Genomic DNA, 22,483 nt, shown 5'->3' with positions numbered 1-22,483 from the left:
GGCCCGCTCCGTGCCGGGTACGCGGGATCAGCTGCCGGACTCGCCGTTCAGGGACAGGATCGACACGTCCTCCAGCAGGTGCGCCAGCGCGCCGTCGCGCTTGACGTTCGAGGAGTTCTCGGTGCACTGCTGCGTCATGTCGTCCGAGAGGATCGGCAGGTCGTTGATCGGCACGATGTTGAGGACCGGGACGCTGATGTCGTTCAGACCGATGCAGGGCTTGTTGAAGGAGCCCTGGATCAGGGCGATCTGCGGGCTCATGTTCCCGTACGTGGCCGAGTTGCCGTAGCTCTGCCAGGCGCCGTTGCCGTTGGCGGCGCTCGGGCCGCTGTCGTTGCCGATCGCCAGCGCCTGCGGTGCCACGGCAGCCGAGGCGCCCACGGCCGAGGCGGCGACGGCCGCGGTGGCAACAATCTTCTTGATCACTGGCCAGTCCTTTCTGAGAAAACCCCGTCCACCGGAGCGCATTGGTCAACTCCCTCGCCCCCGCATGGTTTCTGCCGTTCACCCCGTCGGCCGATAGCCCGGGCTGCTGGTGCGCTTTTCCGATTGGCGGCTGCCGTCACCTCCCGAACGGCGGGGAGCCAACCGAGTGAATAGGCGGAACCATTCCCGTCGCGCCGGGTTGATGAGGCCGTAGGGCATGCGTCGCTACGAGGAAAGGAACGCGAAGTGCTCAAGAAGGCAATGGTCGCCGCCGCGACCGCCGCATCGGTCGTGGGAATGGCGGTGGCGGCCGCGCCGCAGGCGCTTGCCATCGGCAACGACGACGGCCCGACCGTCGCGAATGGCAACGGCGCTCGTGCGGATTGGGGCAACTCGTCCACCGAGGGCGCCCAGAGCCCGCAGCTGTCGCTGGTCCAGGGCTCGCTGAACAAGCCGTGCCTCGCCCTGGAGGACATCCAGATCCCGATCCTCAACATCGTTCCGATCAACGATGTTCCGATCCTGTCGGACGATCTGGACCAGCAGTGCAGCGACCAGTCGTCGAACATCAAGCGCGACGGCGCGCTCTCGCACATCCTGGAGGACCTCTCGGTCCTCTCGGCCAACGGCGAAGGCTGAGCCGGACCGGCAGGGCCCGGGTTGTCCGCGGCGTCGTCTGCGGGCCGCCCGGGCCTTTTTCCACCTACCTCAGGTGAGGGAAGAACGCACGAGGAAGAGGTGCGATCGAGTGATTATCGCGCCATCCGTGTTCCACGGTTCCGTGTTGTGTCAATTCCTCGTTCCGTGCCGCGACCGTTCACGTCGGGCTCGCACGGTTCTGGCCGTCATCGGGGCGTGGCCCCAGAGAAGGGAACATTCATGAAGAAGACCGTCGTCGCCGTCACGGGCGCAGTGCTGGCCCTGGGTATGGCCGGGCCCGCTTTCGCGGACGCCGGGGCCTCCGGTGCCGCCGTGGGCAGCCCGGGTGTCATCTCCGGCAACGTCATCCAGGTCCCGATCCACGTGCCGATCAACCTGTGCGGCAACACCATCGACATCATCGCGCTGCTGAACCCGGCGTTCGGCAACGCCTGCGTCAACCACTGACGTTCGCCCGCGCGATTCACCAGCTTCCCCGGCTGTGTACTGGCCGGCCCCGGATTCGACGACTCGCCGTTCCGGGGCCGGCCTTCCCACTTCTCCGAGCAGGAAGACCATGAGATTGCGACGACAGACTCTCAGCAAGGGCATGGCCGTGGCCGCTGCCGCGACCGGTGTGCTGTCCTGGTACGGCGGCACCGCGCTCGCCGACTCCCACGCGCACGGCACCACGCAGGGCTCTCCCGGGGTGCTGTCCGGGAACAACGTCCAGGTACCGGTGAACGTGCCGGTCAACGTCTGCGGCAACTCCGTCGACGCGGCCGCCGCGTTGAACCCCGCGTTCGGCAACTCCTGCGCCAACGTGGGCCACACCACCCAGCGGCCGCAGGAGAGCCCCCGGCCGCACGACGGGTACGGCGACTCCGACGACTCCGGCACCCGCCCGAGCCCCGGCGACACCCACACCACACCGCCCTACGGCAACGACAAGCCGACGTCGCCTCCGTACGGCGGTGAGGAGACGACTCCGCCTCCGTACGGTGGCGAGGAGACGACTCCGCCTCCTTACGGTGGCGAGGAGACGACTCCGCCTCCCTACGGCGGTGAGGAGACGACTCCACCTCCCTACGGCGGTGAGGAGACCACCCCGCCGCGCGATGATCACAGCACGCCCCCGGACACCGGCCGCACCACGCCTCCCGTGGACCAGGAGCGGCCCGGGCAGCCGCCCGTGCTCGCGCAGACCGGCGGGAACACCCGGACCATGATGGCGGCCTCGGGTGCCGGCGCCGTGCTGATCGGAGCCGGCACCATCCTCTACCGCCGCGGCCGCTCCGCCTGCCGTCGCTAGCGCACCGGGTGCCGGACCGAGCGCCCGGCACCCCGCGCCGTCCCTCCCCGCGCTCCCGTGCCGTAGGCCCTCTGGCGCGAGGCTCCCTCAGCGGGGCCAGCCCGCCGGGCCCGTGCGCAGGCGCCGGCGTACGCCGCGTACCAGTGTGTCCGCGGTGAAGGGCGTGCCGTGCAGGAACCGGGCCGCCGGGCCGAAGCACGCGGCCGTGACCGGACCGGCCAGGAACAGTCCCGGGTACGACGACTCGAACTCCGGCCCCACCTCCGGCACCCCGCCGGACCCCGTCGCCAGCAGCGCGCGCAGCTCCGGGGCGAGCGGCCGCAGCCGGCCGAGAGCGGGCCGGAAGCCGGTCGCCGCGATGACGTGCCCCGTCTCCAGCGCCGCGGACCCGCCCCGCCGGACCACCGTCTCCAGGCGCAGCCCGCCCGGCACCTCCCGGGCGCCCGCCACCTCCCGCCCCAACAGCACCTCCACCCGGTGCTCCACCCGCTCGCGCACCCACCAGGAGCCGGCCGGGACGAGCGCCCGCGCCGCGATCCCGGCCCGGACCCGCTCCGGCAGCCGCCGGTACAGCCCGGGCCGCTCGGAGTACCACCGGTTCCGCCCGCCGGGGCCGCCGTGCGGGGGCCGGGCCGGGCGCCACCGGGGACGCTCCCGGGGCGGCGGCGCCGTCTCCCAGCGCAGCCGGTCGGCGCGGACCAGCAGCCGTACCCGGGTGCCCTGTTCGGCGAGGAGCGCGGCCGTCTCCAGGGCACCCTGGCCGCCGCCGAGCACGGTGACGTCCCGGTCGCGGAACCGGTCGAGCCGGGCATGCCGGCTGCTGTGGGTGACCAGGGCCGGGGGCAGTCCGCGCAGGGCGGCCGGCAGCTCGGCGAACGGCAGCAGGCCCACGGCCAGCGCGACCGTCCGCGCGGTGTACGTCTCCCCGTCCTCGGTGACGGCCTCGAAGCCGCCGGCGCGCGGCGCCACCCGGGTCACGGTCCGCTCGTCGGTCCCGGGCACGGCGTTGCGGGCGAACCACATGCCGTACTCGGCGAACACCTCCAGCGGGACCGGCTCGGCGTCCCGCGAGGCCAGGCCGCGGAAGGCGCGGAAGACGTCGAGCCGCCAGCGGCCCTCCGGGTCGGACAGGTCGGACGCCCACGGCGGTGACGTCAGGAGCATGCCGCGGGGCATGTGGTCGCGCCAGAACGCCAGGGGCCGCCCGAAGACGCGGACGCGCAGCCCGGCCGCCGTGGCATGCGCCGCGATGGACAGGCCGTACGGTCCGGCACCCACCACCAGCAGGTCGTACATCGGCGATGTGCTCGCTTTCGGTCGCGTTGGCCCGTGCGGGGGGATCCGGGGCCGGACGCGGCGACCGCACTGGCGTTTCTCGTACAGATATGACTGAGTGTCAGAGGCGTGTGACGCGTGTGACGCGCGGAGAGGAGTGGCGGATGGCCTCACACCGGCGTGGGGGGCCGGCCGTGCGCGCGGCCTCGGTCATCGCCTCGGTCGTCGCCGTGTTCGCCGCGATCGTCGCCCTGGCGCCGGCGGCGACCCGTCCCGGGTCCGCCGTGGACGATCCGGCTCCTCCCGCGTCCGCGAGGGCCGCCGCGGCCTTCGGGGCGTTCCTCGACTCCGGTCCGGACGGCGTCGCGCGGATGGCCGGGCTGAGCCGCTGGCTCGGCGGGGCGGACCTGAAGGTCGCCCACACCTATCTGCCCGGCGGCCTGTGGGAGGACATCGAGGGCCCGCCCGGCTTCCTGGAACCCTGGGCCGGCTGGCGGCGCGAGCGGGCCGGCCGGACCCTCGTCCTCAACGTGCCGATGCAGGAACGCAACGAGGAGGACGTCCCGGACGAGGAGGTGCGCGCACTGCTGCGGCAGGGCGCGGACGGCGCGTTCGACGGGCACTTCCGGACCCTGGCCGAGCGGCTGGTGGCGCTGGGGGTGCCGGACACCGTGATCGTCCTGGGCTGGGAGATGAACGGCACCACCTACACCCACCGCTGCGCACCCGACCCCGTGGCCTGGAAGGCGTACTGGAACAGGATCGTCGCTGCCATGCGCGCGGTGCCGGGCCAGCGGTTCCGGTTCGACTTCGCGCCGAGCCGCGGCCGGGACGCCGTGCCCTGGACCGAGTGCTACCCCGGGGACGACACGGTCGACATCCTCGGCATGGACTCCTACGACCAGCCGGCCGGGGTGACCTTCGCCGAGCAGGTGAGCGAGCCCTACGGCCTCCAGTGGCACGTGGACTTCGCCAAGGCCCACGGCAAGCCCGTGTCGTACCCGGAATGGGGCCTGTTCCGCAACGGCGACAACGCCGAGTACATGCGGCGCATGCTCGACTGGATCGGCGAACACCGGCCGGTGTACCACACGCTGACCGACTACTGCCCGCACGGCGTGTGGCAGTGCCCGGCCAACCCGCGCTCGGCGCGGGTCTACCGGACCGCCCTGTACGGCGGCACCGGGCAGCCCGCCTGCGTCCCGCCGGCCCTCGGCGACCGGTCCGCGTACGGGTTCGGCAGCCGGCCGTGCTTCCCCTTCGACCGGTGGCCCGGGGGCCGCTAGGCGGGGGCTCAGTCCTGGCCGCGTGCCCGCCACCGGTGCCGCACCTCCCTGCCCCGCCGCCGGGCCTCCGCCCCGCACAGCGCGGCCGTCAGCAGCGGGGCGGTGGGCCGGCGGGCCATCAGCAGCCGCTGGTTGACGACGCGTTCGGGCCGCCAGTGGTGCTTGTACGGCTCGTCGCCGCGCAGCAGGCTCAGCGTGCCGTGCCCGCCGCCCGTCAGCTGGGCACAGGCGTCCAGCAGCATCACCGCCACGTCCGCCCGGCGCTCCCTGAGGCCCGGATGGGCGCCGTAGAGGTAGCCGCCGGCCATGCCGCCCGAGAGCAGGGTCAGGTCCACGGCCACCACCTCCTCGCCGATCCGGAACTCGGTGACCACCGCGTTGCCCGAGCGCACCATCGGACCCACCGCGCGCAGCAGATGCGCCCGGAACCGGGGCCGCAGATGCTCGCTCGTCACCCCCCGGCCCTGCCACTGCAACCGGTGCAGCGCCAGCAGCCGGACCAGCGCCGTCTCCACCTCCTGTGGCCCCACCGTCCGCCGCCGCACGCCCAGCGCGGCCAGCCGGCGCAGCTTGGCCCGCACCCGCTGGCCGGACTTGCCCGACGGCAGGCGGGCGATCAGCCCGTCCATGGGCAGCGCGGGCAGCTCCAGGCACGGCGAGTCGGGGACCGTGCGGCGCGGCCCGGGCCAGCGGTCGTAGACCCGTTCCACCGCCCCGCCCGGGCGCACCTCGCGGAAGTCGACCAGCGCGGTGCGGGCCGCGTCCGCGAGCGCCGCGGTGAGCGCGCCCGCCACCCGCCCGTCGTCGGCGTCGTCCAGCAGCACGTCCGCGTAGTCGGAGATCCCCGTGCCGAGCGGCAGCAGCGCGGGCAGCGGCCGGCGGACCAGTGTCAGCGGCGCGGCGGCCACCAGGTCACGGCCGGCCCGTACCAGCAGCAGCCGCAGCCGTCCGGGCCGGCCGTACGACAGCCACCACGAGTGCAGCCAGGCGTGGCTCTGGAACGGGGTCGCGGCGGCGCACCGCCCGAACAGCCGTCCCCAGGCCGGGGCCAGCCCGGCGAACACCTCCGGGTCGGTGACGAGCTCCGCGGTGAGGCGGACGCCCCGGGCGCGCGCCGTGACGGTGGCGGTCACCGCCGGCCGCGCGCGCCGTCGAGGACGGCCGGTCCGGGCACCGGGGCCGGGCGCGGGGCCTCCGCCTCCGTTGCCCGGCGCGGCCGTACCAGCAGCGCCAGGGCGCCGAGCAGCCCGCCCCCGGCCGCCCCGACCAGCCCCGTCACCCCGGCGGACGCCGAGGACGGCTCGGTGGGCCGTACCGCGCGGGTGAACGGCACCAGGGACACCCGGGTGCCGGCCCGGGCCGCGTCGGCGCGCCGGGTCAGCGCCCCGGCGACCGCGTTGGCCATGGCGGCGGCCTCGGCCGGGCGGGGCGAGGTGGCGGAGACGGCGACCATCGGCGCGTCCGGCGAGGTCGCGGTGCGCACCCCGGCGCGCAGCGCGGCCGCCGGCACCCCGGCGGCCGCCCGGGCGTCGGCGAGCACCGCGGGCTGGGTGGCGATACGGCCGTAGGCCTGCGCGAAGCCCAGCGCGCCGGCGGAGTCGGAGCGCTCGCCGGGCACGGCGACCAGATAGCTGGTGGCCGTGTACTCGGCGGGCCGCAGCACGCCGTACCCGCCGCCCAGCAGCCCGCCCGCGAGGACCCCGGCCGCCACCAGCGACCAGGGCGGAAGCGCGCGGGGCGGGGTGAGGCGGGGGCCGCGGTGGCGCCGGGTGTTGTTCTCGGTCATGACAGGACGGCTTTCTGCGGGGGGCCGGGGGTCCGGGCCGGGTGGGCGAGCGCCGCCGCGTAGACGTTCAGGAGCCGGGCGGCGCTGCGGGTGACGCAGTAGTGGCGGGCCGCCCCGGCGGGGGCGCGCGGACCGGGCCCGGCGGCGCGCACCCCGGCGAGCGCGCGGGCGTACGCGCCGGGGTCGCACGGGACCCGTACCGCGTCCGGGGCGGCCTCGGGCGGCAGGTCCTCGAGGGCCGGGCAGGAGGTGTAGCGCACCGGCAGCCCGGCCGCGAGCCCCTCCACCACCGCCAGCCCGAACGCCTCCTCGGGGGAGGGGGCGGCCAGCACGTCCATCGCCGAGGCCAGCGCGGGCAGGCCGGGCCCGGGCGAACCGTCGGGCAGACACGGCCGCTCCCCGGCGAACACCACCCGGTCCGCGACGCCGGCCCGGTGCGCGGCCCGCCGCAGCGCGCCGTCCTGCGGGCCGCCGCCGACCAGCAGCAGCCGGCAGTCGGCGGGCAGCCCGGCCAGGGCGTGCACCAGGACGTCGAAGCGCTTGCCGGGGACGAGCCGGCCGATGCCGCCGATCACGAACGCGCCCTCGTCCAGGCCCAGCTCGGCGCGGGCGCGGCGGCGGGCCGCCGGGTCGTAGGCGAACCGGGCGAGGTCGATGCCGTTCGGCACGACCGTGATGCGCGGCTCGGGCACGCCCCAGCGGGCCAGCCGGGCGGCGACCGCCGGGGAGACCGCGACGGTGGTCCGCCCCAGCCGCTCGCCCAGCAGATACAGCGCGCGGACCCCCGCCGTGAGCGGCCGGCCCTCCGTCTGGGTGTCCCCGAGCGAGTGCTCGGTGGCGACGACGGCGCGCACCCCGGCCAGCCGGGCGGCGATCCGGCCGTACAGGCAGGCCCGGTACAGGTGGGTGTGCACCACGTCGTACCGGCCGTGCCGGATGAGCCCGGTCAGCCGGGGCAGCGCGCCCAGGTCGCGGTTGCCGGTCATGCCGAGGTGGATCACCCGCACCCCGTCGGCCGCGAGCCCGTCGGCCACCGGCCCCGGATCGGTCAGCGTGACCACCTCGCACTCGACGGGCAGATGCCGCAGCAGCAGCCGCAGTTGCTGCTCGGCACCGCCCACGTTGAGCCCGGTGATGATGTGCAGGACCCTCACCGCAGTCCCTCCACCGGCCGTCGGCGCCACCGGTGCAGCCGGCGTTTCAGCAGCAGGCGTACGGCGGTGTCGTCCTGCCCGATGTGCACCCGCGGCAGGGCGTGCCGGCCGGTCAGCTCCCCGGGGTCGATGGCGCACGCGTAGGCGTACCCGGCCTCCCGCACGGCCGCCACCGCGCGCCGGTCGACCGTGCCGTACGGGTAGCAGAAGCCGCGCACCGGGGCGCCCGTCAACTCCTCCAGCGCGGCCCGGCTCTCGGCCGTCTCGGACTTCAGCCGGGTGTCGTCGGCCCGGGTGAGATCGACGTGGGTGAGGCCGTGCGAGCCGATCTCCACGCCCTCGGCGGCGGCCCGCCGGATGCCGTCGGCGGTCAGCAGCGGCCTGCGCGGGCCCAGCGGGTCCCAGGCGTTGTCGCCGCCGAGCCGGCCGGGCAGCACGAACAGCGTGGCCGTGCACTTCCAACGCGCCAGCAGCGGAAGGGCGTTGACGAGGAAGTCGGCATACCCGTCGTCGAAGGTGAGACCCACCAGGTCCCTCCCCTCGCCCCGGTCCCGGGCGGCCAGCAGCTCGGCCACCGACACCCCGCGCAGCCCCCGCCGGACCAGCCAGCGCAGCTGCCGCTCCAGCCGGCCGGGGGAGACGGTGACGCGGTACGGGTCGTCGGAGCAGTCGCCGACCGAGTGGTACATGGCGATCCACGGGGCCGGGCCGGGCGCCGGGGACTCAGCGGGTGGTGAGGGCATGGGCGAGCCTTTGCGGGAGGGAGCGGACGGGGCGGAGGGCGGGGGCCAGGGCGCGGGCACCCGGGGCGCCGCCGAGCAGCAGGAAGACGACGGTCACCGTGGCCGCGCCGGCGGCGAGCCCGGCCGGGGCGGCCGACGGCACGCCCGCCGCGAGCCCGCCCGCCACGGTGGCCGCGCCGGCTGCCCCCAGGGGACGGCCCAGCCCGCGCAGCACGGTCCCGGCCCGCAGCGGTACCCGGCGGCGGCCGGTGCCCGCGAGCAGCAGCGCGGCGGTCAGGGTGATCCCGGCGGCGTTGGCGGCGGCGATCCCGACGGCACCCAGGGAATCGGCCGTGCACGCGCCGAGCCCGCAGGTCGCGGCGATCCCCGCGGCCATCGCGGCCAGCGGGTACCAGGTGGCGCGGCCCGCCGAGAAGTACGAGCGGACCAGGACCCCGGTCAGGGTCTGGGCGAGCAGCCCGAGCGCGTAGACGCGCATGACACCGGCGGTCGCCGCCGTGTCCTGGGCCGTGAACGCGCCCCGCTGGAACAGCAGCCCGATCAGCTGCGGGGCGCAGGCCACGACGGCGGCCGCGCCGAGCAGCACCAGGCGGGCGGCCACCGCGACGTCCCGCTCGACCCGGCCCCGGGCCCGCTCGGTGTCGCCGTCGGCCAGCGCCCGCGCCACCACCGGGAAGGTGACCGTGGACAGCATCATGGACAGCGTCATCGGGATCTGCGCGACCTTCTGCGCGTAGTTCAGGTGGGAGATGGCCCCGGCGGGCAGCCCGGAGGCCAGGAACCGCTCGATGAGCACCTGCGACTGCCGGCACAGCGCGAACAGCAGCACGGCGGCCAGCAGCGGCACGTCCAGCGGGGGCGCCGGGGCGGCGGGCCGCAGCTCCGTACGACCGCCCCTGAGCCTCGTACGGCCGCCCCTGCCGCGACGTAACTCGCCGAGCAGCGAAGGGAGTTGCACGGCCACCATCAGGCAGCCGCCCGCCGCGACCCCGAACGCGGCCGACCGTACGCCCCACCGGCCGCCGAACGCGTACATCGCCGTGATGATCGCGACGTTGTGGACGATGTAGATCGCGGCCGGCGCGAGGAAGCGGCGGTGTGCCCGCAGGGCAGCGCTGCAGTACCCGGCGAGGCCGAAGCTCAGCACGCAACTCGCCGTCAGCCGGGTGCAGTCCACGGCCAGGTCCGGGTCGGGCAGGCCCGGCGCGAGCACCGCGACACACCACGGCGCGGCCAGCGCGAGCAGCACCCCGGCCGCCGCGAACGCCGCCGCCAGCCGGGGCAGGGTGCCGGCCATCAGCGACCGCACCGGATCCCCGGCATCGCCCCGCGCGCGGCGGGCCAGGGCCGCGCTGAACGCCGGGATCAGCGCGAAGGCCAGCCCGTCCTCGATGAGCAGCGTGGCCGCGAACTCCGGCACGGTCCAGGCGACCAGAAAGGCGTCCGTGTCCCGCCCGGCCCCGAACAACCGTGCCAGCGACTGGTCCCGCACCAGCCCGAGCAGCGCCGCCGCGACGGACAGACAGGCGGTGAGGAGCGCGGCCCGCGCCAGGAGACGGGAGGTGAGGGGAGCGGATTCCGGGGGGCGGCCCGCGGGGGAGGGGAGCGGGGCTGCTACGGCGGACGGGCCGAGGCCGCTCTCCGGTTGCAGTGCCCCGGCCACGGCGGTCACGGCGGACGTGCCGGTGCCGGGCTGTGGTTCCCCGGTTCCGTCGGGCGTGCGGGTCATCGCGTGGCCGCCTGTCCCCGTACCGCCGGACGCGGGAGCCGGGGGGTGCGGGGATCCGCCGGGCCGGGGTGGCCGGCGGCCGGGAGGGCCCACCACGCTGCCAGGCCGAGGGACACCGCCGTCAGCACGGTCGACGGGCCGCCGATGTCGGCGTACGCGAAGTCCACGAGCTGCCAGACCAGCAGCCCGCAGGCGACCAGCGCGCAGTCCAGGCCCCGGCCGCCGGCCGCGCGGGTGAGGCGCAGGCCGCGCAGGGCGCACACCAGCAGGGCCAGCCAGCCGCCCGCCAGGCACAGCAGCCCGGTCAGCCCCTGCTCGCCGAGGACCAGCAGGTACATGTTGTGCGGGGACAGCAGCGGCTGCCGGCGGAAGGCCGCGCCCGCGCCCTCCGTGTCGCTGCCCGAGGACAGCGCGAGCGAGGCGTGCGCGTCGCGGTACTCGGGAAACGCCTTCAGCCCGACGCCGGTCAGCGGACGCTCCCGCCACATGCCGAGGGCCGCCGCCCACATCGTGTACCGGTCGGTGACCGACTGGTCCGGCGCGTCGGCGACCCGCGTGATGCTGTCGATCCGCTCCCGGAGCATCGTCGTACCCACCCCCAGGCCGCCCACCAGCACCACCCCCGCCGCCAGCACCGCCGCGGCCACCCGCACCGCCCGGCGCACCCCGGCCAGCAGCAGCTGCACGGTGAGGGTGACGGCGGTGGCGATCCAGGCGCCCCGGCTGAAGGACAGGGCGAGCGGCACCGGCAGCAGCAGCGCGCAGGCGAGGGCCACGGCCCGTTCCCGGGGCCCGGTACGGCCCAGCGCCAGCCCCACCGCGCACACCAGCCCGAACGACACCACCGTGGCCATGCCCATCACGTCCGCCACCCCGAAGGTGCCGACCGCCCGGACGTCCCGGCCCTGGTACGAGGCCCCGGTCCCGGTGACGTACTGGTGCGTGCCGACCGCCCCCTGCCAGAGCGCGAGCCCCACGAACGACCAGGCCAGCAGCCGGAAGTCGGCCCGGTCGCGGAGCAGGAGCACCACGGCGGCCGGGACGAGGACGAAGATCTGGAGGTAGCGGCCCAGGCCGGTGATCCCGGCGTCGGCCGGGACCGCGTGCAGCGCGGCCGGCACCAGTCCGGCCACCGGCAGGCCGAGGATCACCGCGGCGGCCGGGGTCAGCGGGCGGCGGCGCGCGCGCAGCAGCCGTACCGCGCAGGCGACGACGACCAGCGCGGACAGCGCGTCGGCGGGACCCGCGCCGCCGTCCGCGCCGGGCGCGACCGGCAGCGCGAGCAGCGCCACCACGGCCACCACCGGCAGGACCGGCAGTACGGGCAGCAGCGGGCGCAGCCGGGTGAGGAGGCCGGGCGGCGGGGCGAGGGCCATCGGTCAGCTCCCCGTGGACCGCACGACCGCGGCGGCGGTGCGCAGCAGGATGCGGATGTCCTGCCACAGCGACCAGTTGTCGATGTAGGCGTTGTCGAAGCGGGCCCGGTCCTCGATGGAGGTGTCCCCGCGCAACCCGTTGACCTGGGCCAGCCCGGTGATGCCGGTCCGCATGCGGTGCCGGGCCGCGTAGCCCGGGTGCATCCGGCTGAACTGCGCGACGAAGTACGGGCGTTCGGGGCGCGGGCCGACCAGGCTCATGTCGCCCCGGAAGACGTTCCACAGCTGGAGCAGCTCGTCCATCGAGGTCCGCCGCAGCAACCGGCAGAAGGGGCGTATCCGCTGGTCGCCGGCCACGCTCCACCGGGTGGCCGCCTCCTGCTCGTCGGCCGGGCGGTGGGTGCGGAACTTCAGCATGGTGAAGGGGCGGCCGTCCATGCCGACGCGCTCCTGCCGGAACACCACACCGGGTCCGCCGGTGAGCCGCAGCACCGTCGCGCACACCAGCAGCACCGGGCTGACCAGCACCAGCAGCGTCCCGGACACCACGACGTCCAGCAGCCGCTTGCCGGCGGCGCCGCGCCGCCGCGCGCCCGTGTCCAGCCGGCGCACGGCGAACCCGGCGAGCTGTTCGCGCATCTCGTACGCCGGGGAGTCCGCCTCCGCCTCCCACAGCGCGCACCCCGATGCGGCGAGCGCCCGCAGCAGCGGAGCCCGCGCGGTGCGTACGGCCGGGTGGACGGTGAGCACGACCCGCACCCCGTTGCGGATGAGCGCCCGCTCCACCTCCTCGCCGGTGGTGAGGACCGGCAGCCCGGCGGCACCCTCCGGGCGGTCGGCGACCACGCCCACCGGCCGTACCCCGCAGCGGGGGTGGCGCAGCAGCGCGGCGGCCACCCGCTGCGCGGTCGCGGCGGGCCCGACGACCAGGGCGGTACGCGGATGCCGCAGCAGCGCGGCCCGGCGCCGCCAGTGCACCGCGCCCCGGCCCGCCCCGGCCGCCGCCGCGTGCAGCGCCCAGCCGAGCAGCAGGGTCCGGGCGGTCAGGGCGCGCGCGGGATCGTACGCGGCGAGCAGCGCGGCCAGGCCCAGCCAGGTCACCGCCGCCCGCCCGCACAGGGCGGGGAGTTCGTCGAGCACGCCGGGGGCCCCGGGCCCCGGCCGGGCGGAGCGCGGACGCAGCAGCAGCGCGCCGGCGACCAGCGCGGCGGCCGGCAGCGGCCGGCCGGCGGCCTCCTCCAGGACGACCGCGCCCGCCAGCGCGGCGAGCAGATCGGCGGCGAACAGCGGCAGCGGCGAGTCGGACCGCGCGGGCGGGCGCCGCGACGGGAACCGGAAGCCGCCGACGTGGCGCGCCGGCCGGACCGGGCCGTGCGGGATCCCGGACGCCCATTGCTGCGTGCCGGGCGAGGGGACGGTGGTCTCCGTGGTCACGAGCGCCCGGCCCCCTCGCACCGCCCGGGCAGGGCCCGGTGCGGTCCACTGGCGCGCGCGGGGCCGGGAAGGCGCGGTGCGCGGTGCCCGGCCGGCGTGAGGAGTTCGTCGTAGACGGCCGTGATCCGTGCGGCGGTGAGCCGTACGTCGTGCCGGGAGGCGATGTGCCGGCGCCCCTGGTCGCCGAGTGCCGCGCGCAGCGGCGGGTCGGCCAGCAGGCCGGTGATCGCCCGGGCCAGCGCCACGGGATCCTCCGGCGGCACCAGGCAGCGCGCGGCGAGCGCGGGCGGCAGGCTCTCCCGGGCGCCGTCGACATCGGTGAGGACGACCGGCCGTCCGCAGCCCAGCGCCTCCAGCGGGGCGAGCGCCATGCCCTCCCAGCGCGAGGGCAGCACGACCAGGTCGGCGGCCCGGTACCAGGGCACGACATCGGCGACGGCACCGGCGAACTCCACCGAGGGGTGCGCCCGCAGCCGCAGCGCCGTACCGTCCGGGCCGTCGCCGACCAGCGCGAGCCGGGCCCCGGGCAGCGCGCCGAGGACGGTGGGCCAGGCGCGCAGCAGCACGTCCTGGCCCTTCTGCCGGCACAGGCGGCCCACACAGACGACGAGCGGCCGGTCCGTCCCCTGGCCGGCACACCGCGCGGAGGGCGCGGCGGGGCCCGGTGCGAACCGGATGGTGTCGACGCCGTTCGGGACGACCGTGTACGCGGCGCGTACCCCGGCGCGCAGTCCGGTCGCCCGCTCCGCCGCGCTGACGCACACCACCCGGTCGGCCCAGCGCGCCCCCCACCGCTCCCAGCGCAGGGCGAGCGCCCCGGTGAGTCCGCCGGCCGCCTCGAAGGACCAGGCGTGCGGCTGGTACACCGTCGGCACACGCCCGCGCAGGGCGAGCCGCGCGGCCAGCCCGGCCTTGGCGCTGTGCGCGTGCACCAGGGCGGGGCGCACCTGCTCGACCAGGCGCGCCAGGCGCCGTACCTCGCCCGGCAGTCCGGGCCCCGGGGGCCGGCGGGCGGGCCAGTCGCGGACCTCGGCGCCCAGCTCCCGCAGGCCCGCGGCGAGCGCGCCGCCGGGACAGCCGACCGTGACCGGCACGCCCGCCGCGAGCTGGGCCCGTACCAGGTCGAGCACGACCCGGGCGACACCGCCGTCGACGGGTTGCGCGAGGTGCAGGACCCGGGGCCGGAGGGCGGGGACTGACTGGTGCATGCGCGGGGTACCTCGCTCACGGGCGCTCGGGACTGCGGTCGTGAACGCGCCCTCGGTCCGGGGCGTCCACGGCGGCGAAGGGCTCGCGGGCCCACGCCGCGTCCGCGTGGCCAACGAGCCGGAAGCCCGGCGGGTCACCGCACGCGCCGGGGAGCCGGGCCGGGATCACCCGGATCGCCGGTGGTGCCGGGCGCGTCGGCGTAGGCCCGCCTGCGCAGACACCGGTAGGGCACCCGGTGCGCCGGGCGTGGGTCCGCTACGCCGTGCGGGGGAGCGGCCGGGCCCGGGGTCCCGCCGGCCGCGGTGGCGCCCCGGCCACGTCGTCACCCGCCGGCACCCGCACGTCACCCCTTTGGCGGCACAACTCCAGGCGGCGCCGGGCGTTGACACAACGCCGGGTATCCGCCCGGATGTTGTGTCGATTCCAAGGAGCACCTCTCCATGTCGCGTATCGCGAAGGGTCTGGTTCTGACCTCCGCCGCCGCCGCGGCCGTCGCCGGTGGTGCCGGTGTGGCTTCCGCCAGCGCCGGTGCGGGCGGCGCCGCTGTCGGTTCGCCGGGCGTCATCTCCGGCAACACCATCCAGATCCCCCTGCACGTGCCGATCAACCTGTGCGGCAACACCATTGACATCGTCGGCCTGCTGAACCCGGCCTTCGGCAACACCTGCCTCAACCACTGACGCCGGGAACGCACCCCCCTTCGGCCGGCCGTCCGGTCCGCGCTCGTGGCGCGGAACGGGCGGCCGGTTCGCGCTCCCTCGTACGGATCACGCGCGGCGGACGAGCGGTTGCGGGGTGCCATCGGTGATCAGACGGTGGGCTCAGGTCCCACCGTCCACCGAAAGGAACCCCCATGCGTGTTCTGCCCGCCCGGCGTCTGGCGTCCACCGTCCTCTGCGCGGCCGTGCTGGCCGGCATCACCGGCCCGGTGGCGCTCGCCGCCGACGCGGCCGGGGAGCACGGGCGTACCGCGTCCCGGGCGTCCGTCCCGGCGGCGGAGAAGGAGAGGCTGCTCGCCCAGGTCAGGTCCCTGGGCCGGACCCATCCCGAGCTGAGCCCGGTCGCCGACCTGCTCAGCCGCTCGCTGGAGGCGGGCAGGCTGCCCGCCGACGAGGCGAGAAGGCTGGGCGAGGCGGCGAAGGAGGCGGTCATCAGGGCCGCCGCGCCCCCGGCCGCCCCGGTGACCGCGCGCCACGCCCACGTCGGTGCGCCCGTGGCCCGTGACGCCCTCGGCGACGCGCTCGGCGCGCTGGTGAGCGCGATCGAGAACCTGGTGAAGGCCGTCACCGGCGCGGTGGACACCGGCCAGACGGCCACCACCGACGAGGCGTCCACCACCGGCCAGACGGCCACCACCGACGAGGCGGCCACCACCGACGACCCCGACCAGCAACTGCCGTCCCTCGACGGTCTGCTGTCCGGTCTGCTCGACTTGCTGACCGGCCTGTTCGGCGGCGGTTCCGGGCTCACCGTGACCGAGCTGCCCACGCCGGCCGGCACGGCCGCGGCCACCCCGGACGGTACGACCGCGGCCACCCCGGCCTCCGTACCCGGCCCGGCCCCGGCCGGCTGACGCGGCACCCCCGCGGTCTCCGGGGGATCTCATATGTCTTCTCCGTGCGGGGTTTCCGGGTCGTGCGGAAATCGTTGAGCAGGGCGTCCGCATTTCCTGGGTGACGTGAGTTGCCAAGAAAGGAACACGATGAAGTCCCTCAAGGCCGCCGCCGTTGTCGCCGGTTCCGTGGCCCTCGTCGGCGTCACCGCACCCGCGTTCGCCTACGACGCCCAGCACCTGCCGCCCATGAGCCTCAACGGCGGACTCGCCCAGCTGACGGAACACCCGCCCGGCGTGAAGGACCTGATGCCGCTCCAGCAACAGTCGGACGCGCTCGACACCGAGAACAAGGGCTCCGTGCTGAACAGCGTCAAGGGCGCCACCACGACGCTCAACCAGCGGGGGCTGCTCGGCGGTCTGCCCCTGCGCTGACGCCCGCCCCGGCCCCGCCCCGGTACGTCCGGGACCACGTCGCCCGATCGTGTGGCGAGGTCCCGGACGCTGCTCCGGACGGGTGAGAGAGCACCGGGCCGCTGCTCCGCCCGTCGATATGGTCGCGCGATGACCTCAGCATCAAGCGAAACCCGCCCCTTCCGCGCCGCCGACCTCGGCACGCTCGCGCTGCTCGCCTGGATGGCCAGGAACGAGGAGGGCAACGGCCACACCCCCTGTCTGCTCGCCTGCTCCCTGGGCGACGGCCCCGACGGCCCGCAGGGCGCGTCCGCCGCCGTCGCCCGGCTCCTGAAGGACATGGACCTGCCCGTGGGCGGCGAGCCCGTGATCGGCATGGCCCGGCCGAGTCTGAAGGTCTCCATGCTGGTCCTCGCCGGGCAGATCGTGCTGCAGATGCCGCAGCTCAGCCGCCAGGCCACGCCGCCGGCGGACTGGCTGGAGGCGGTCGGGGAACTCGGCTACGCCTACTTCATGTTCACCACCCGGATCTGCCCGTCGGCCGGCCCCCGCCGCTCGGTGGAGGGACCGGAGCTGGCCGCGTTCGCCGGTTCCCCGGAGACCACGGACGCCGCCGCGCACGTCTATCTGCCCGCCCGCGGCCTGCGCACCTGACACCCCGGTCCACGGGCCCGGCAGCCCGGCCGGAATCCTCGTACCGACCGCTGGTGGGACTTCTGGACGAGCTGACTATTACGGCACCCGGGGGAATTGTGAAATGCGGGCCTTTCCCGCTCGTTACGCGGTACGGACGTCGAACCCCCGCATTCCGAAAGGGCCCGTACCCGTGATGAAACCGATCACCCTCACCCGAGGCACCCTCGCCGCCGTCGTCGCGGGCCTCGCGGCCACCGTGGGAGCCGCCGGTCCCGCCGCCGCGGCCGGTACGGTTCCCGTCCCCGTGCCCCTGGGCGGTGTGTCCCGGGCGCTGGACATGGAGGTGCCCAGGCTGCGCGCCGAGGTGCCGCTGGTCAAGCCCGGCGCCCCCGAGGGGCCCCGCTACGTCACCGGCCGGCTGCTGCCCGACCGGACCCTGCCCCAGCTGCCGGTGAGCGGCGGGCTGCCCGGTCTGGACGGCAGGGCTCCGCTGCCGCGCCTCTTGGGCGACGACTTCGACCACCTCGACGTGAACGCGCCCGCCGGTGACGTACGGGCCCTCGCGCCCGGCCTGGCGCTGGACGCCCCGCTGACCGCACCGGACGCGGACCGCTTCGGCCTGCCGTCCACCAAGCTCCCCCAGGCCGGTGTCCTCGCGCCGGTCCTGCGCACCGTCGCGGGCGGCAACCTGGCCACGGGCCCGGGCCGCTGACCGACGCCCTACGGCCCCTGTGGCTCGTATGGCTCTACGGCGGTGACCCCGCGCGCCCTCGGCCGGTTAGCCCGTACGGACATCTGCACCCGGACGAGGAGCGAGCATGGTCGTCGGTGTCGGCGAAGTGACGGTCGGACCCCACCAGGACGCCGGACCCCATCAGGAGGCCGGGCCCCATCGGGAGGGCAAGGTTCATCGGGAGGCCGGGGCCGGGCGGTCCCGCAGGGAGGTGGCGCGGGGGCTGCTGGCCTCCGCCGCCGCGCTGGCGCTGACCCCGGTCGTCGCCGCCTCCCGGCCCGCGCACCCGGCCGGGCCGGCCGACGGCGGCGTCTTCGACGAGAACTACCGGGGCCGCCGTATCCAGGGTGTCCTGGTGCCCGCGGCGGGGCGTCAGGCGGCGGGCGGCGGCACATGGCGGATCACGGTGGACGGCCGTCCGCTGCACCTGATGCGCCGGGCCGACGGCTCCTGGCTGAGCATGGTCGACCACTACACGTCGTACCGGACGCCGCTGGAGGCGACCCGGGCGGCCGTGGACGAGATGGGGCCCGGCCGGCGGCTGCGCGACCTGACGGAGGCCGGGCCGGCCGCCGGCCACGCGCATATGGGGGGACGGCATGGCGTACGTGCGTAAGAACGTCGGCGCGCTCACCGCCGGGGAGCGGCGCCGGTTCGTGAACGCGCTGCTGGAGCTCAAACGGCGCGGTGAGTACGACGAGTTCGTGCGGATGCACATCGACTACTACAACGCCGACGGCGAGGCGGGCCTGCGCAGCGCCCACATGGCGCCGTCCTTCCTGCCCTGGCACCGCAGGTTCCTGCTGGAGCTGGAGCGGGCCCTGCGCCGGGTCGACTCCTCGGTGACGGTGCCGTACTGGGACTGGACCCGGGACCGTACGACTACGTCCGTGCCGTGGACGGAGGACCTGCTCGGCGGCAACGGGCGGCGCTCCGACCGGCAGGTGACGACCGGTCCGTTCGCCTACGCGGCGGGTCACTGGACCATCAAGGAGGGCGTCACCGACGGCAGGTTCCTCACCCGGGACCTGGGCCGTTCGGCCGCCCCCATCCAACTGCCCACCCGCAGCGAGCTCCAGTGGGCGCTCGACGACCCCGTCTACGACGCCTGGCCCTGGGACTCGACCGTCCGCAAGGGCTTCCGCAACAAGCTGGAGGGCTGGGGCAGCGGCAGCGGCAGCGCCTCCTGGCGCAATCACAACCGGGTGCACCGCTGGGTCGGCGGGGTCATGCTCGGCGGCGCGTCCGTCAACGACCCGGTGTTCTGGCTGCACCACGCCTTCCTGGACCTCCAGTGGTACCGCTGGCAGCGAGCGCACCGCGATCGGCGCTATCTGCCGGCCGAGCCGCCCCGGGCCGGCGACGCCCAGCACGGCCGGGTCGTGGCCCGGCACCAGAAGCTGCCGCCGTGGGACGAGACACCGGACCAGCTGGAGGACATGAGCCGGGTCTACCGGTACGCGTGAACGGCTCTGCCGGGGGCACGTGAGGAGGTGTGCGCTTGCGCGCGTGAGCAGGTGTGGAGTGGGTGCGGCAAGGCCCCGGCGCTCGGAGTGCCGGGGCTCTTGTCTGCGGGGTGCCGACGGTTCAGCGGCCGTAGCCGTCGTCGCCGTGGCCGTGGTTGCCGGGCTTGCCGGGCTTGGTGGGACCGGGCTTGCCGGGCTTCTCGTGCTTGCCCTCGTCGCCCACGTTGGCGCAGGCGTTGCCGAAGGCCGGGTTCAGCAGGGCGATGATGTCGATGGTGTTGCCGCACACGTTGATCGGGATGCCGATCGGCACCTGGATCAGGTTGCCGGAAATGACGCCCGGGCTGCCGACGGCCGCGCCGTGGGCGTCCGCGTCGGCCAGGGCCAGGCCGGACCCGCTGACCACCACGGCGCCGGCGCCGAGGGCGACAGCGGCCGCCTTCGCGATGCGAGACATCACGTTCTCCTTTTGTTGCTTGTGGGGAAGCGCGCGGCGGCAGGCCAGCCGCCGCACTTCCCGTTCAACGGCGCCGCGCGGAGCGGGTCACGCCGATCAGCCGGGGATCACCCTTTCAACGGCAAGGGACCGTGCCGTTCCGTGCGGACACCGGAACGGCGGCTGGGCTGTTCGTGTGACGGCGGACGGGCCCCGTGTTGACCCGTGGGACGGGGTGCCCGTCTCCCCGGTCCGCACGGGGCGGCCGTCGCGGCGGGGCTCAGGGGAGCCGTCGTAGCGGGGAGCCCGCGAGGTAGGCCTGGATGTTCTCCACGGCCTGGCCGTAGTACGTCGTGTAATTGGCCTGGGAGACGTAGCCGAGGTGGGGTGTGGCCAGGAGGCGGGGCGCGGTGCGCATCGGGTGGCCGGCGGGCAGCGGCTCGATGTCGAAGACGTCGACACCGGCGCCGGCGATGCGGCCCTCGTGCAGCGCGGCCAGCAGCGCGTCCTGGTCGACGATGGCCGCGCGGGAGGTGTTGACCAGATAGGCGGTCGGCTTCATCAGGGCGAGTTCGGCGGCGCCGACGAGGCCGCGGGTGCGGTCGCCGAGGGCCAGGTGAACGGAGACGAAGTCGCTGCCGGCGAGCAGTTCCTCCTTCGAGCCGGCCAGTTCCACGCCCACCTCCCCGGCCCGCTCCTCGGTGAGGTTCCGGCTCCACGCGCAGACCCGCATCCCGAAGGCGAGGCCGACCCGCGCCACCCGGCTGCCGATCCTGCCCAGCCCGAGCAGCCCCAGCCGCCGGCCGTGCAGATCGGCGCCGACGGTCGACTGCCAGGGGCCGCCCGCGCGCAGGGCGTTGTTCTCCTGGACGATGCCCCGGGCGAGACCGAGCAGCAGCGCCCAGGTCAGCTCGACCGGCGGGGTGCCCGAACTCTGCGTACCGCACACGGTGACGCCGTGCGCCTCGGCGGCGGCGTAGTCGATGACGCTGTTGCGCATCCCGGAGGCGATCAGCAGTTTCAGTCGGGGGAGGCGGGAGATCAGGGAGCCGGGGAAGGGGACGCGTTCGCGCAGGGTGACGACGATGTCGTAGTCGGCGAGGGCCGCGGCGAGGGCGTCCTCGTCGTGGAGGTGCTCGCGCAGCGCGACGACCTCCACCCGGTCCCCGAGCACCGACCAGTCGGCGGCCTCGGTGGCCACCCCCTGGAAATCGTCCAGCACCACGCAACGAAGCCGCACGGCGTGTCCTCCCCTGTGTCCTGCGGGCGACTCTACCCACCCTGTGAACTCGCCCCCGAAGGCGGGGCATTCGGCGCCTGTTGCGGAGACTGGCGCCAACAAGGTTGTTACAGAGGCTTGTTGGCGCCCGAACAGTGGCACGTTTCACTGAAGTGAGGGATCCTGGTAAGGCCCCTGCTGACCAGCGGAAAGAGGGGGAGCCATGGAAGAGGCGCGTCCGCAGCGGACGGTGTTCGCCGTCGAGGTGCAGCGCGGGGGCGCCGACGACTGGTGCACGCAGGCCGTCACTCCGACCTGGTTCTACGGGTACCACGCCGCCGACGCCGCCGTGCAGGCCTTCGACCGCTACATGGCCCAGCACCGGCAGACCGTGGCCGCCCTGGTCGCCCCGGACGCCCCCGGCCTGCGGATCCTCGTCCGGGTGCAGGGAACCGGCGGCCGGCCCGCGGTGTTCACCCTGCACAGCGCCCTGGAACACAAGGTGCGCAGGGACGCCGGCCGCCGTCGCGAGGCCCTGGGCCGCCTGGAGGAGGCGACGGAGGCACTCCAGTCCTCACTGCGCGACGCGGCCATAGGCGGCGTCCGTCAGTCGGACCTGGCCCGCATCTCCGGCTGGAGCAGGGAGACACTGCGGAAGCTGAACCGAGGGGAGAGACCCGAGGAGGCCGGCCGGCAGTCGTAGGACACGGGATTCGGTAGCCGTAGGACACGGGTCGGCAGCCGTAGGGCACCGGCCGGCATTCGTGGCGGGCCGGCGGGCTGAAAGAGTGGCCCCATGCTGCTCGAACCCGAGAACACGTTGTTCGTCCGCGGTGCCACGCCCGTGCTCCTGCTGGCGGGAGCGCCCGTCCACGACGCCCTGCCGCCGCTGACCGCGCCCGGCGGGGCGATACCCCGGTGCGAGGGCTGGAGCATCGTGCCCCGGCTCACCCTGTGCGTGGTGGACGGACCCGGCGAGCACGGAGTCCTCGTCCCCGCGCTCGCCGCGCCGGTGGCCGGCGGCTCCGACGACGGCACGGCACCGGGCCACATGGCCGACTGGTGCGACGACACCGAGCGGGCCGGCGGCGCGGTGGTGCTGTCCCTGGACCGGCTCCCGCAGACCCTGGACTGGCCCGCCCTGCTCTCCTCGGACACGACTCGGGGCGGCTTCGTACCGGTCCTGGGCTGACCGTCGCCCGCTAGGGGCGCGTCGCTCGGCCGCCCACGACCGTCCAGGTGTCGCCGCCGGCGAGCAGTGCGGCGAGGTCGCCCTTGCCGCGCTGATCCACGGCGGTGTCGAGTTGGTCGGCCATGAGGGTGTCGTAGACGGGCCGGTCGACGGAGCGGAACACGCCGATGGGGGTGTGGTGGAGGGTGTCGGGGTCGGCGAGGCGGGAGAGGGCGAAGGCGGTGGTCGGGGACGCGGCGTGCGCGTCGTGGACCAGGATGTCCGCCTCGTTCTCCGTGGTCACGGTGACGACCTTCAGGTCACCGGTGGCCCGGTCGCGTACGACCCCTCGTGTGCCGTCGGCGCCGAACCGGATCGGCTGCCCGTGCTCCAGACGGATCAGCGCCTCCTGGGCCTGTTGTTTGTCTTTGAGGGCGTCGAAGGCGCCGTCGTTGAAGATGTTGCAGTTCTGGTAGATCTCGATGAG

The 22,483-nt window shown here is 75.4% G+C and carries 25 protein-coding genes and 1 pseudogene; 13 read left to right on the top strand and 13 right to left on the bottom strand.

All coding sequences use genetic code 11. From position 1 onward, the window contains the following. Positions 1 to 27: 27 nt before the first annotated feature. On the bottom strand, positions 28 to 426 hold the full coding sequence (locus IE251_RS18265) for a rodlin (RefSeq protein ID WP_189754056.1): 399 nt from the start codon (positions 424 to 426) through the stop codon (positions 28 to 30). A 246-nt stretch (positions 427 to 672) separates the two neighbouring features. On the opposite strand from IE251_RS18265, the gene IE251_RS18260 reads away from it, so the two are divergent. The 3 genes from IE251_RS18260 to IE251_RS41900 all read left to right on the top strand — a co-directional run bounded on the left by IE251_RS18260 (position 673) and on the right by IE251_RS41900 (position 2,377). Continuing rightward, positions 673 to 1,065: a rodlin gene (locus tag IE251_RS18260; RefSeq protein ID WP_189754055.1), complete on the top strand. Its 393-nt coding sequence runs from the start codon at positions 673 to 675 to the stop codon at positions 1,063 to 1,065. 240 nt (positions 1,066 to 1,305) lie between these two features. Further along, on the top strand, positions 1,306 to 1,533 hold the full coding sequence (locus tag IE251_RS18255; RefSeq protein WP_189754054.1) for a chaplin: 228 nt from the start codon (positions 1,306 to 1,308) through the stop codon (positions 1,531 to 1,533). 109 nt (positions 1,534 to 1,642) lie between these two features. Beyond that, a complete protein-coding gene (locus tag IE251_RS41900; RefSeq protein ID WP_229896833.1) occupies positions 1,643 to 2,377 on the top strand; it encodes a chaplin in 735 nt (244 codons plus the stop codon). Between the two features lie 87 nt (positions 2,378 to 2,464). Here IE251_RS41900 and IE251_RS18245 read toward each other — a convergent pair whose 3' ends face one another. Next, positions 2,465 to 3,673, bottom strand: a complete 1,209-nt coding sequence (locus tag IE251_RS18245; protein WP_189754053.1) for an NAD(P)-binding domain-containing protein — start codon at positions 3,671 to 3,673, stop codon at positions 2,465 to 2,467. A gap of 143 nt (positions 3,674 to 3,816) precedes the next feature. On the opposite strand from IE251_RS18245, the gene IE251_RS18240 reads away from it, so the two are divergent. Next, on the top strand, positions 3,817 to 4,938 hold the full coding sequence (locus tag IE251_RS18240; protein WP_229896832.1) for a glycoside hydrolase family 26 protein: 1,122 nt from the start codon (positions 3,817 to 3,819) through the stop codon (positions 4,936 to 4,938). Between the two features lie 8 nt (positions 4,939 to 4,946). Here the strand turns inward: IE251_RS18240 and IE251_RS18235 are convergent, their stop codons facing one another. From IE251_RS18235 to IE251_RS18200, 8 genes are read right to left on the bottom strand one after another with little or no spacing between them, the layout of a single operon-like run. After that, a complete protein-coding gene (locus IE251_RS18235) occupies positions 4,947 to 6,071 on the bottom strand; it encodes a GNAT family N-acetyltransferase (protein WP_189754052.1) in 1,125 nt (374 codons plus the stop codon). Next, on the bottom strand, positions 6,068 to 6,724 hold the full coding sequence (locus IE251_RS18230; protein WP_189754051.1) for a lipopolysaccharide biosynthesis protein: 657 nt from the start codon (positions 6,722 to 6,724) through the stop codon (positions 6,068 to 6,070). The genes IE251_RS18235 and IE251_RS18230 overlap by 4 nt, the downstream gene beginning before the upstream one ends. Continuing rightward, entirely contained in the window at positions 6,721 to 7,878 is a 1,158-nt protein-coding gene (locus tag IE251_RS18225) for a glycosyltransferase (RefSeq protein ID WP_189754050.1), read from the bottom strand. The genes IE251_RS18230 and IE251_RS18225 overlap by 4 nt, the downstream gene beginning before the upstream one ends. Further along, a complete protein-coding gene (locus IE251_RS18220) occupies positions 7,875 to 8,621 on the bottom strand; it encodes a polysaccharide deacetylase family protein (protein WP_229896831.1) in 747 nt (248 codons plus the stop codon). The genes IE251_RS18225 and IE251_RS18220 overlap by 4 nt, the downstream gene beginning before the upstream one ends. Continuing rightward, positions 8,602 to 10,350 carry a lipid II flippase MurJ gene (locus IE251_RS18215; RefSeq protein WP_189754049.1) on the bottom strand — a complete coding sequence of 583 codons (1,749 nt, stop codon included), beginning with the start codon at positions 10,348 to 10,350 and terminating at the stop codon, positions 8,602 to 8,604. Before IE251_RS18215 ends, IE251_RS18220 begins: the two co-directional genes overlap by 20 nt. Beyond that, entirely contained in the window at positions 10,347 to 11,726 is a 1,380-nt protein-coding gene (locus IE251_RS18210; protein WP_189754048.1) for an O-antigen ligase family protein, read from the bottom strand. Before IE251_RS18210 ends, IE251_RS18215 begins: the two co-directional genes overlap by 4 nt. A 3-nt stretch (positions 11,727 to 11,729) precedes the next feature. Then, positions 11,730 to 13,160, bottom strand: coding sequence for an exopolysaccharide biosynthesis polyprenyl glycosylphosphotransferase (locus tag IE251_RS18205; RefSeq protein WP_189754047.1), 1,431 nt, complete (start codon positions 13,158 to 13,160; stop codon positions 11,730 to 11,732). Further along, positions 13,157 to 14,368: a glycosyltransferase gene (locus tag IE251_RS18200; RefSeq protein ID WP_189754046.1), complete on the bottom strand. Its 1,212-nt coding sequence runs from the start codon at positions 14,366 to 14,368 to the stop codon at positions 13,157 to 13,159. The genes IE251_RS18205 and IE251_RS18200 overlap by 4 nt, the downstream gene beginning before the upstream one ends. 441 nt (positions 14,369 to 14,809) lie before the next feature. On the opposite strand from IE251_RS18200, the gene IE251_RS18195 reads away from it, so the two are divergent. The 7 genes from IE251_RS18195 (at position 14,810) to IE251_RS18165 (ending at position 19,170) form a co-directional block, all read left to right on the top strand. Continuing rightward, complete coding sequence (locus tag IE251_RS18195; RefSeq protein ID WP_030782144.1) at positions 14,810 to 15,049, top strand: chaplin; 240 nt, start codon at positions 14,810 to 14,812, stop codon at positions 15,047 to 15,049. A gap of 173 nt (positions 15,050 to 15,222) precedes the next feature. Then, positions 15,223 to 15,942, top strand: coding sequence for a hypothetical protein (locus IE251_RS18190; RefSeq protein ID WP_189754045.1), 720 nt, complete (start codon positions 15,223 to 15,225; stop codon positions 15,940 to 15,942). A gap of 129 nt (positions 15,943 to 16,071) precedes the next feature. After that, positions 16,072 to 16,356, top strand: coding sequence for a hypothetical protein (locus IE251_RS18185; RefSeq protein WP_189754044.1), 285 nt, complete (start codon positions 16,072 to 16,074; stop codon positions 16,354 to 16,356). A 129-nt stretch (positions 16,357 to 16,485) separates the two neighbouring features. After that, positions 16,486 to 16,989, top strand: coding sequence for a DUF5949 family protein (locus IE251_RS18180; RefSeq protein ID WP_189754043.1), 504 nt, complete (start codon positions 16,486 to 16,488; stop codon positions 16,987 to 16,989). Positions 16,990 to 17,164: 175 nt separating this feature from the next. Further along, positions 17,165 to 17,683, top strand: coding sequence for a hypothetical protein (locus IE251_RS18175; protein ID WP_189754042.1), 519 nt, complete (start codon positions 17,165 to 17,167; stop codon positions 17,681 to 17,683). A gap of 106 nt (positions 17,684 to 17,789) precedes the next feature. Further along, positions 17,790 to 18,320 (top strand): tyrosinase family oxidase copper chaperone, encoded by a 531-nt coding sequence (locus tag IE251_RS18170; protein ID WP_189754041.1) that lies wholly within the window; start codon positions 17,790 to 17,792, stop codon positions 18,318 to 18,320. Further along, positions 18,304 to 19,170: a tyrosinase family protein gene (locus IE251_RS18165; RefSeq protein WP_189754040.1), complete on the top strand. Its 867-nt coding sequence runs from the start codon at positions 18,304 to 18,306 to the stop codon at positions 19,168 to 19,170. The genes IE251_RS18170 and IE251_RS18165 overlap by 17 nt, the downstream gene beginning before the upstream one ends. 121 nt (positions 19,171 to 19,291) lie before the next feature. Here IE251_RS18165 and IE251_RS18160 read toward each other — a convergent pair whose 3' ends face one another. Together IE251_RS18160 and IE251_RS18155 are read right to left on the bottom strand one after the other, a co-directional pair. Continuing rightward, complete coding sequence (locus IE251_RS18160) at positions 19,292 to 19,627, bottom strand: chaplin (protein ID WP_189754039.1); 336 nt, start codon at positions 19,625 to 19,627, stop codon at positions 19,292 to 19,294. 259 nt (positions 19,628 to 19,886) lie between these two features. Continuing rightward, a complete protein-coding gene (locus IE251_RS18155; protein WP_189754038.1) occupies positions 19,887 to 20,846 on the bottom strand; it encodes a D-2-hydroxyacid dehydrogenase family protein in 960 nt (319 codons plus the stop codon). A gap of 202 nt (positions 20,847 to 21,048) precedes the next feature. Here IE251_RS18155 and IE251_RS18150 point away from each other — a divergent pair, with 202 nt between their 5' ends. Beyond that, entirely contained in the window at positions 21,049 to 21,528 is a 480-nt protein-coding gene (locus IE251_RS18150; protein ID WP_189754037.1) for a hypothetical protein, read from the top strand. 93 nt (positions 21,529 to 21,621) lie between these two features. Further along, the gene (locus IE251_RS18145; protein ID WP_189754036.1) at positions 21,622 to 22,017 is read left to right on the top strand and encodes a hypothetical protein; all 396 of its coding nucleotides are present in this window, start codon (positions 21,622 to 21,624) and stop codon (positions 22,015 to 22,017) included. Between the two features lie 10 nt (positions 22,018 to 22,027). Here IE251_RS18145 and IE251_RS18140 read toward each other — a convergent pair. Further along, positions 22,028 to 22,483, bottom strand: a pseudogene (locus IE251_RS18140) (2-oxoacid:ferredoxin oxidoreductase subunit beta); the annotation flags it as partial.

The sequence above is a fragment of the Streptomyces eurythermus genome, assembly GCF_014649115.1.
GTDB lineage: Bacteria > Actinomycetota > Actinomycetes > Streptomycetales > Streptomycetaceae > Streptomyces > Streptomyces eurythermus.
This window is presented reverse-complemented; position numbering and strand designations above follow the sequence as displayed.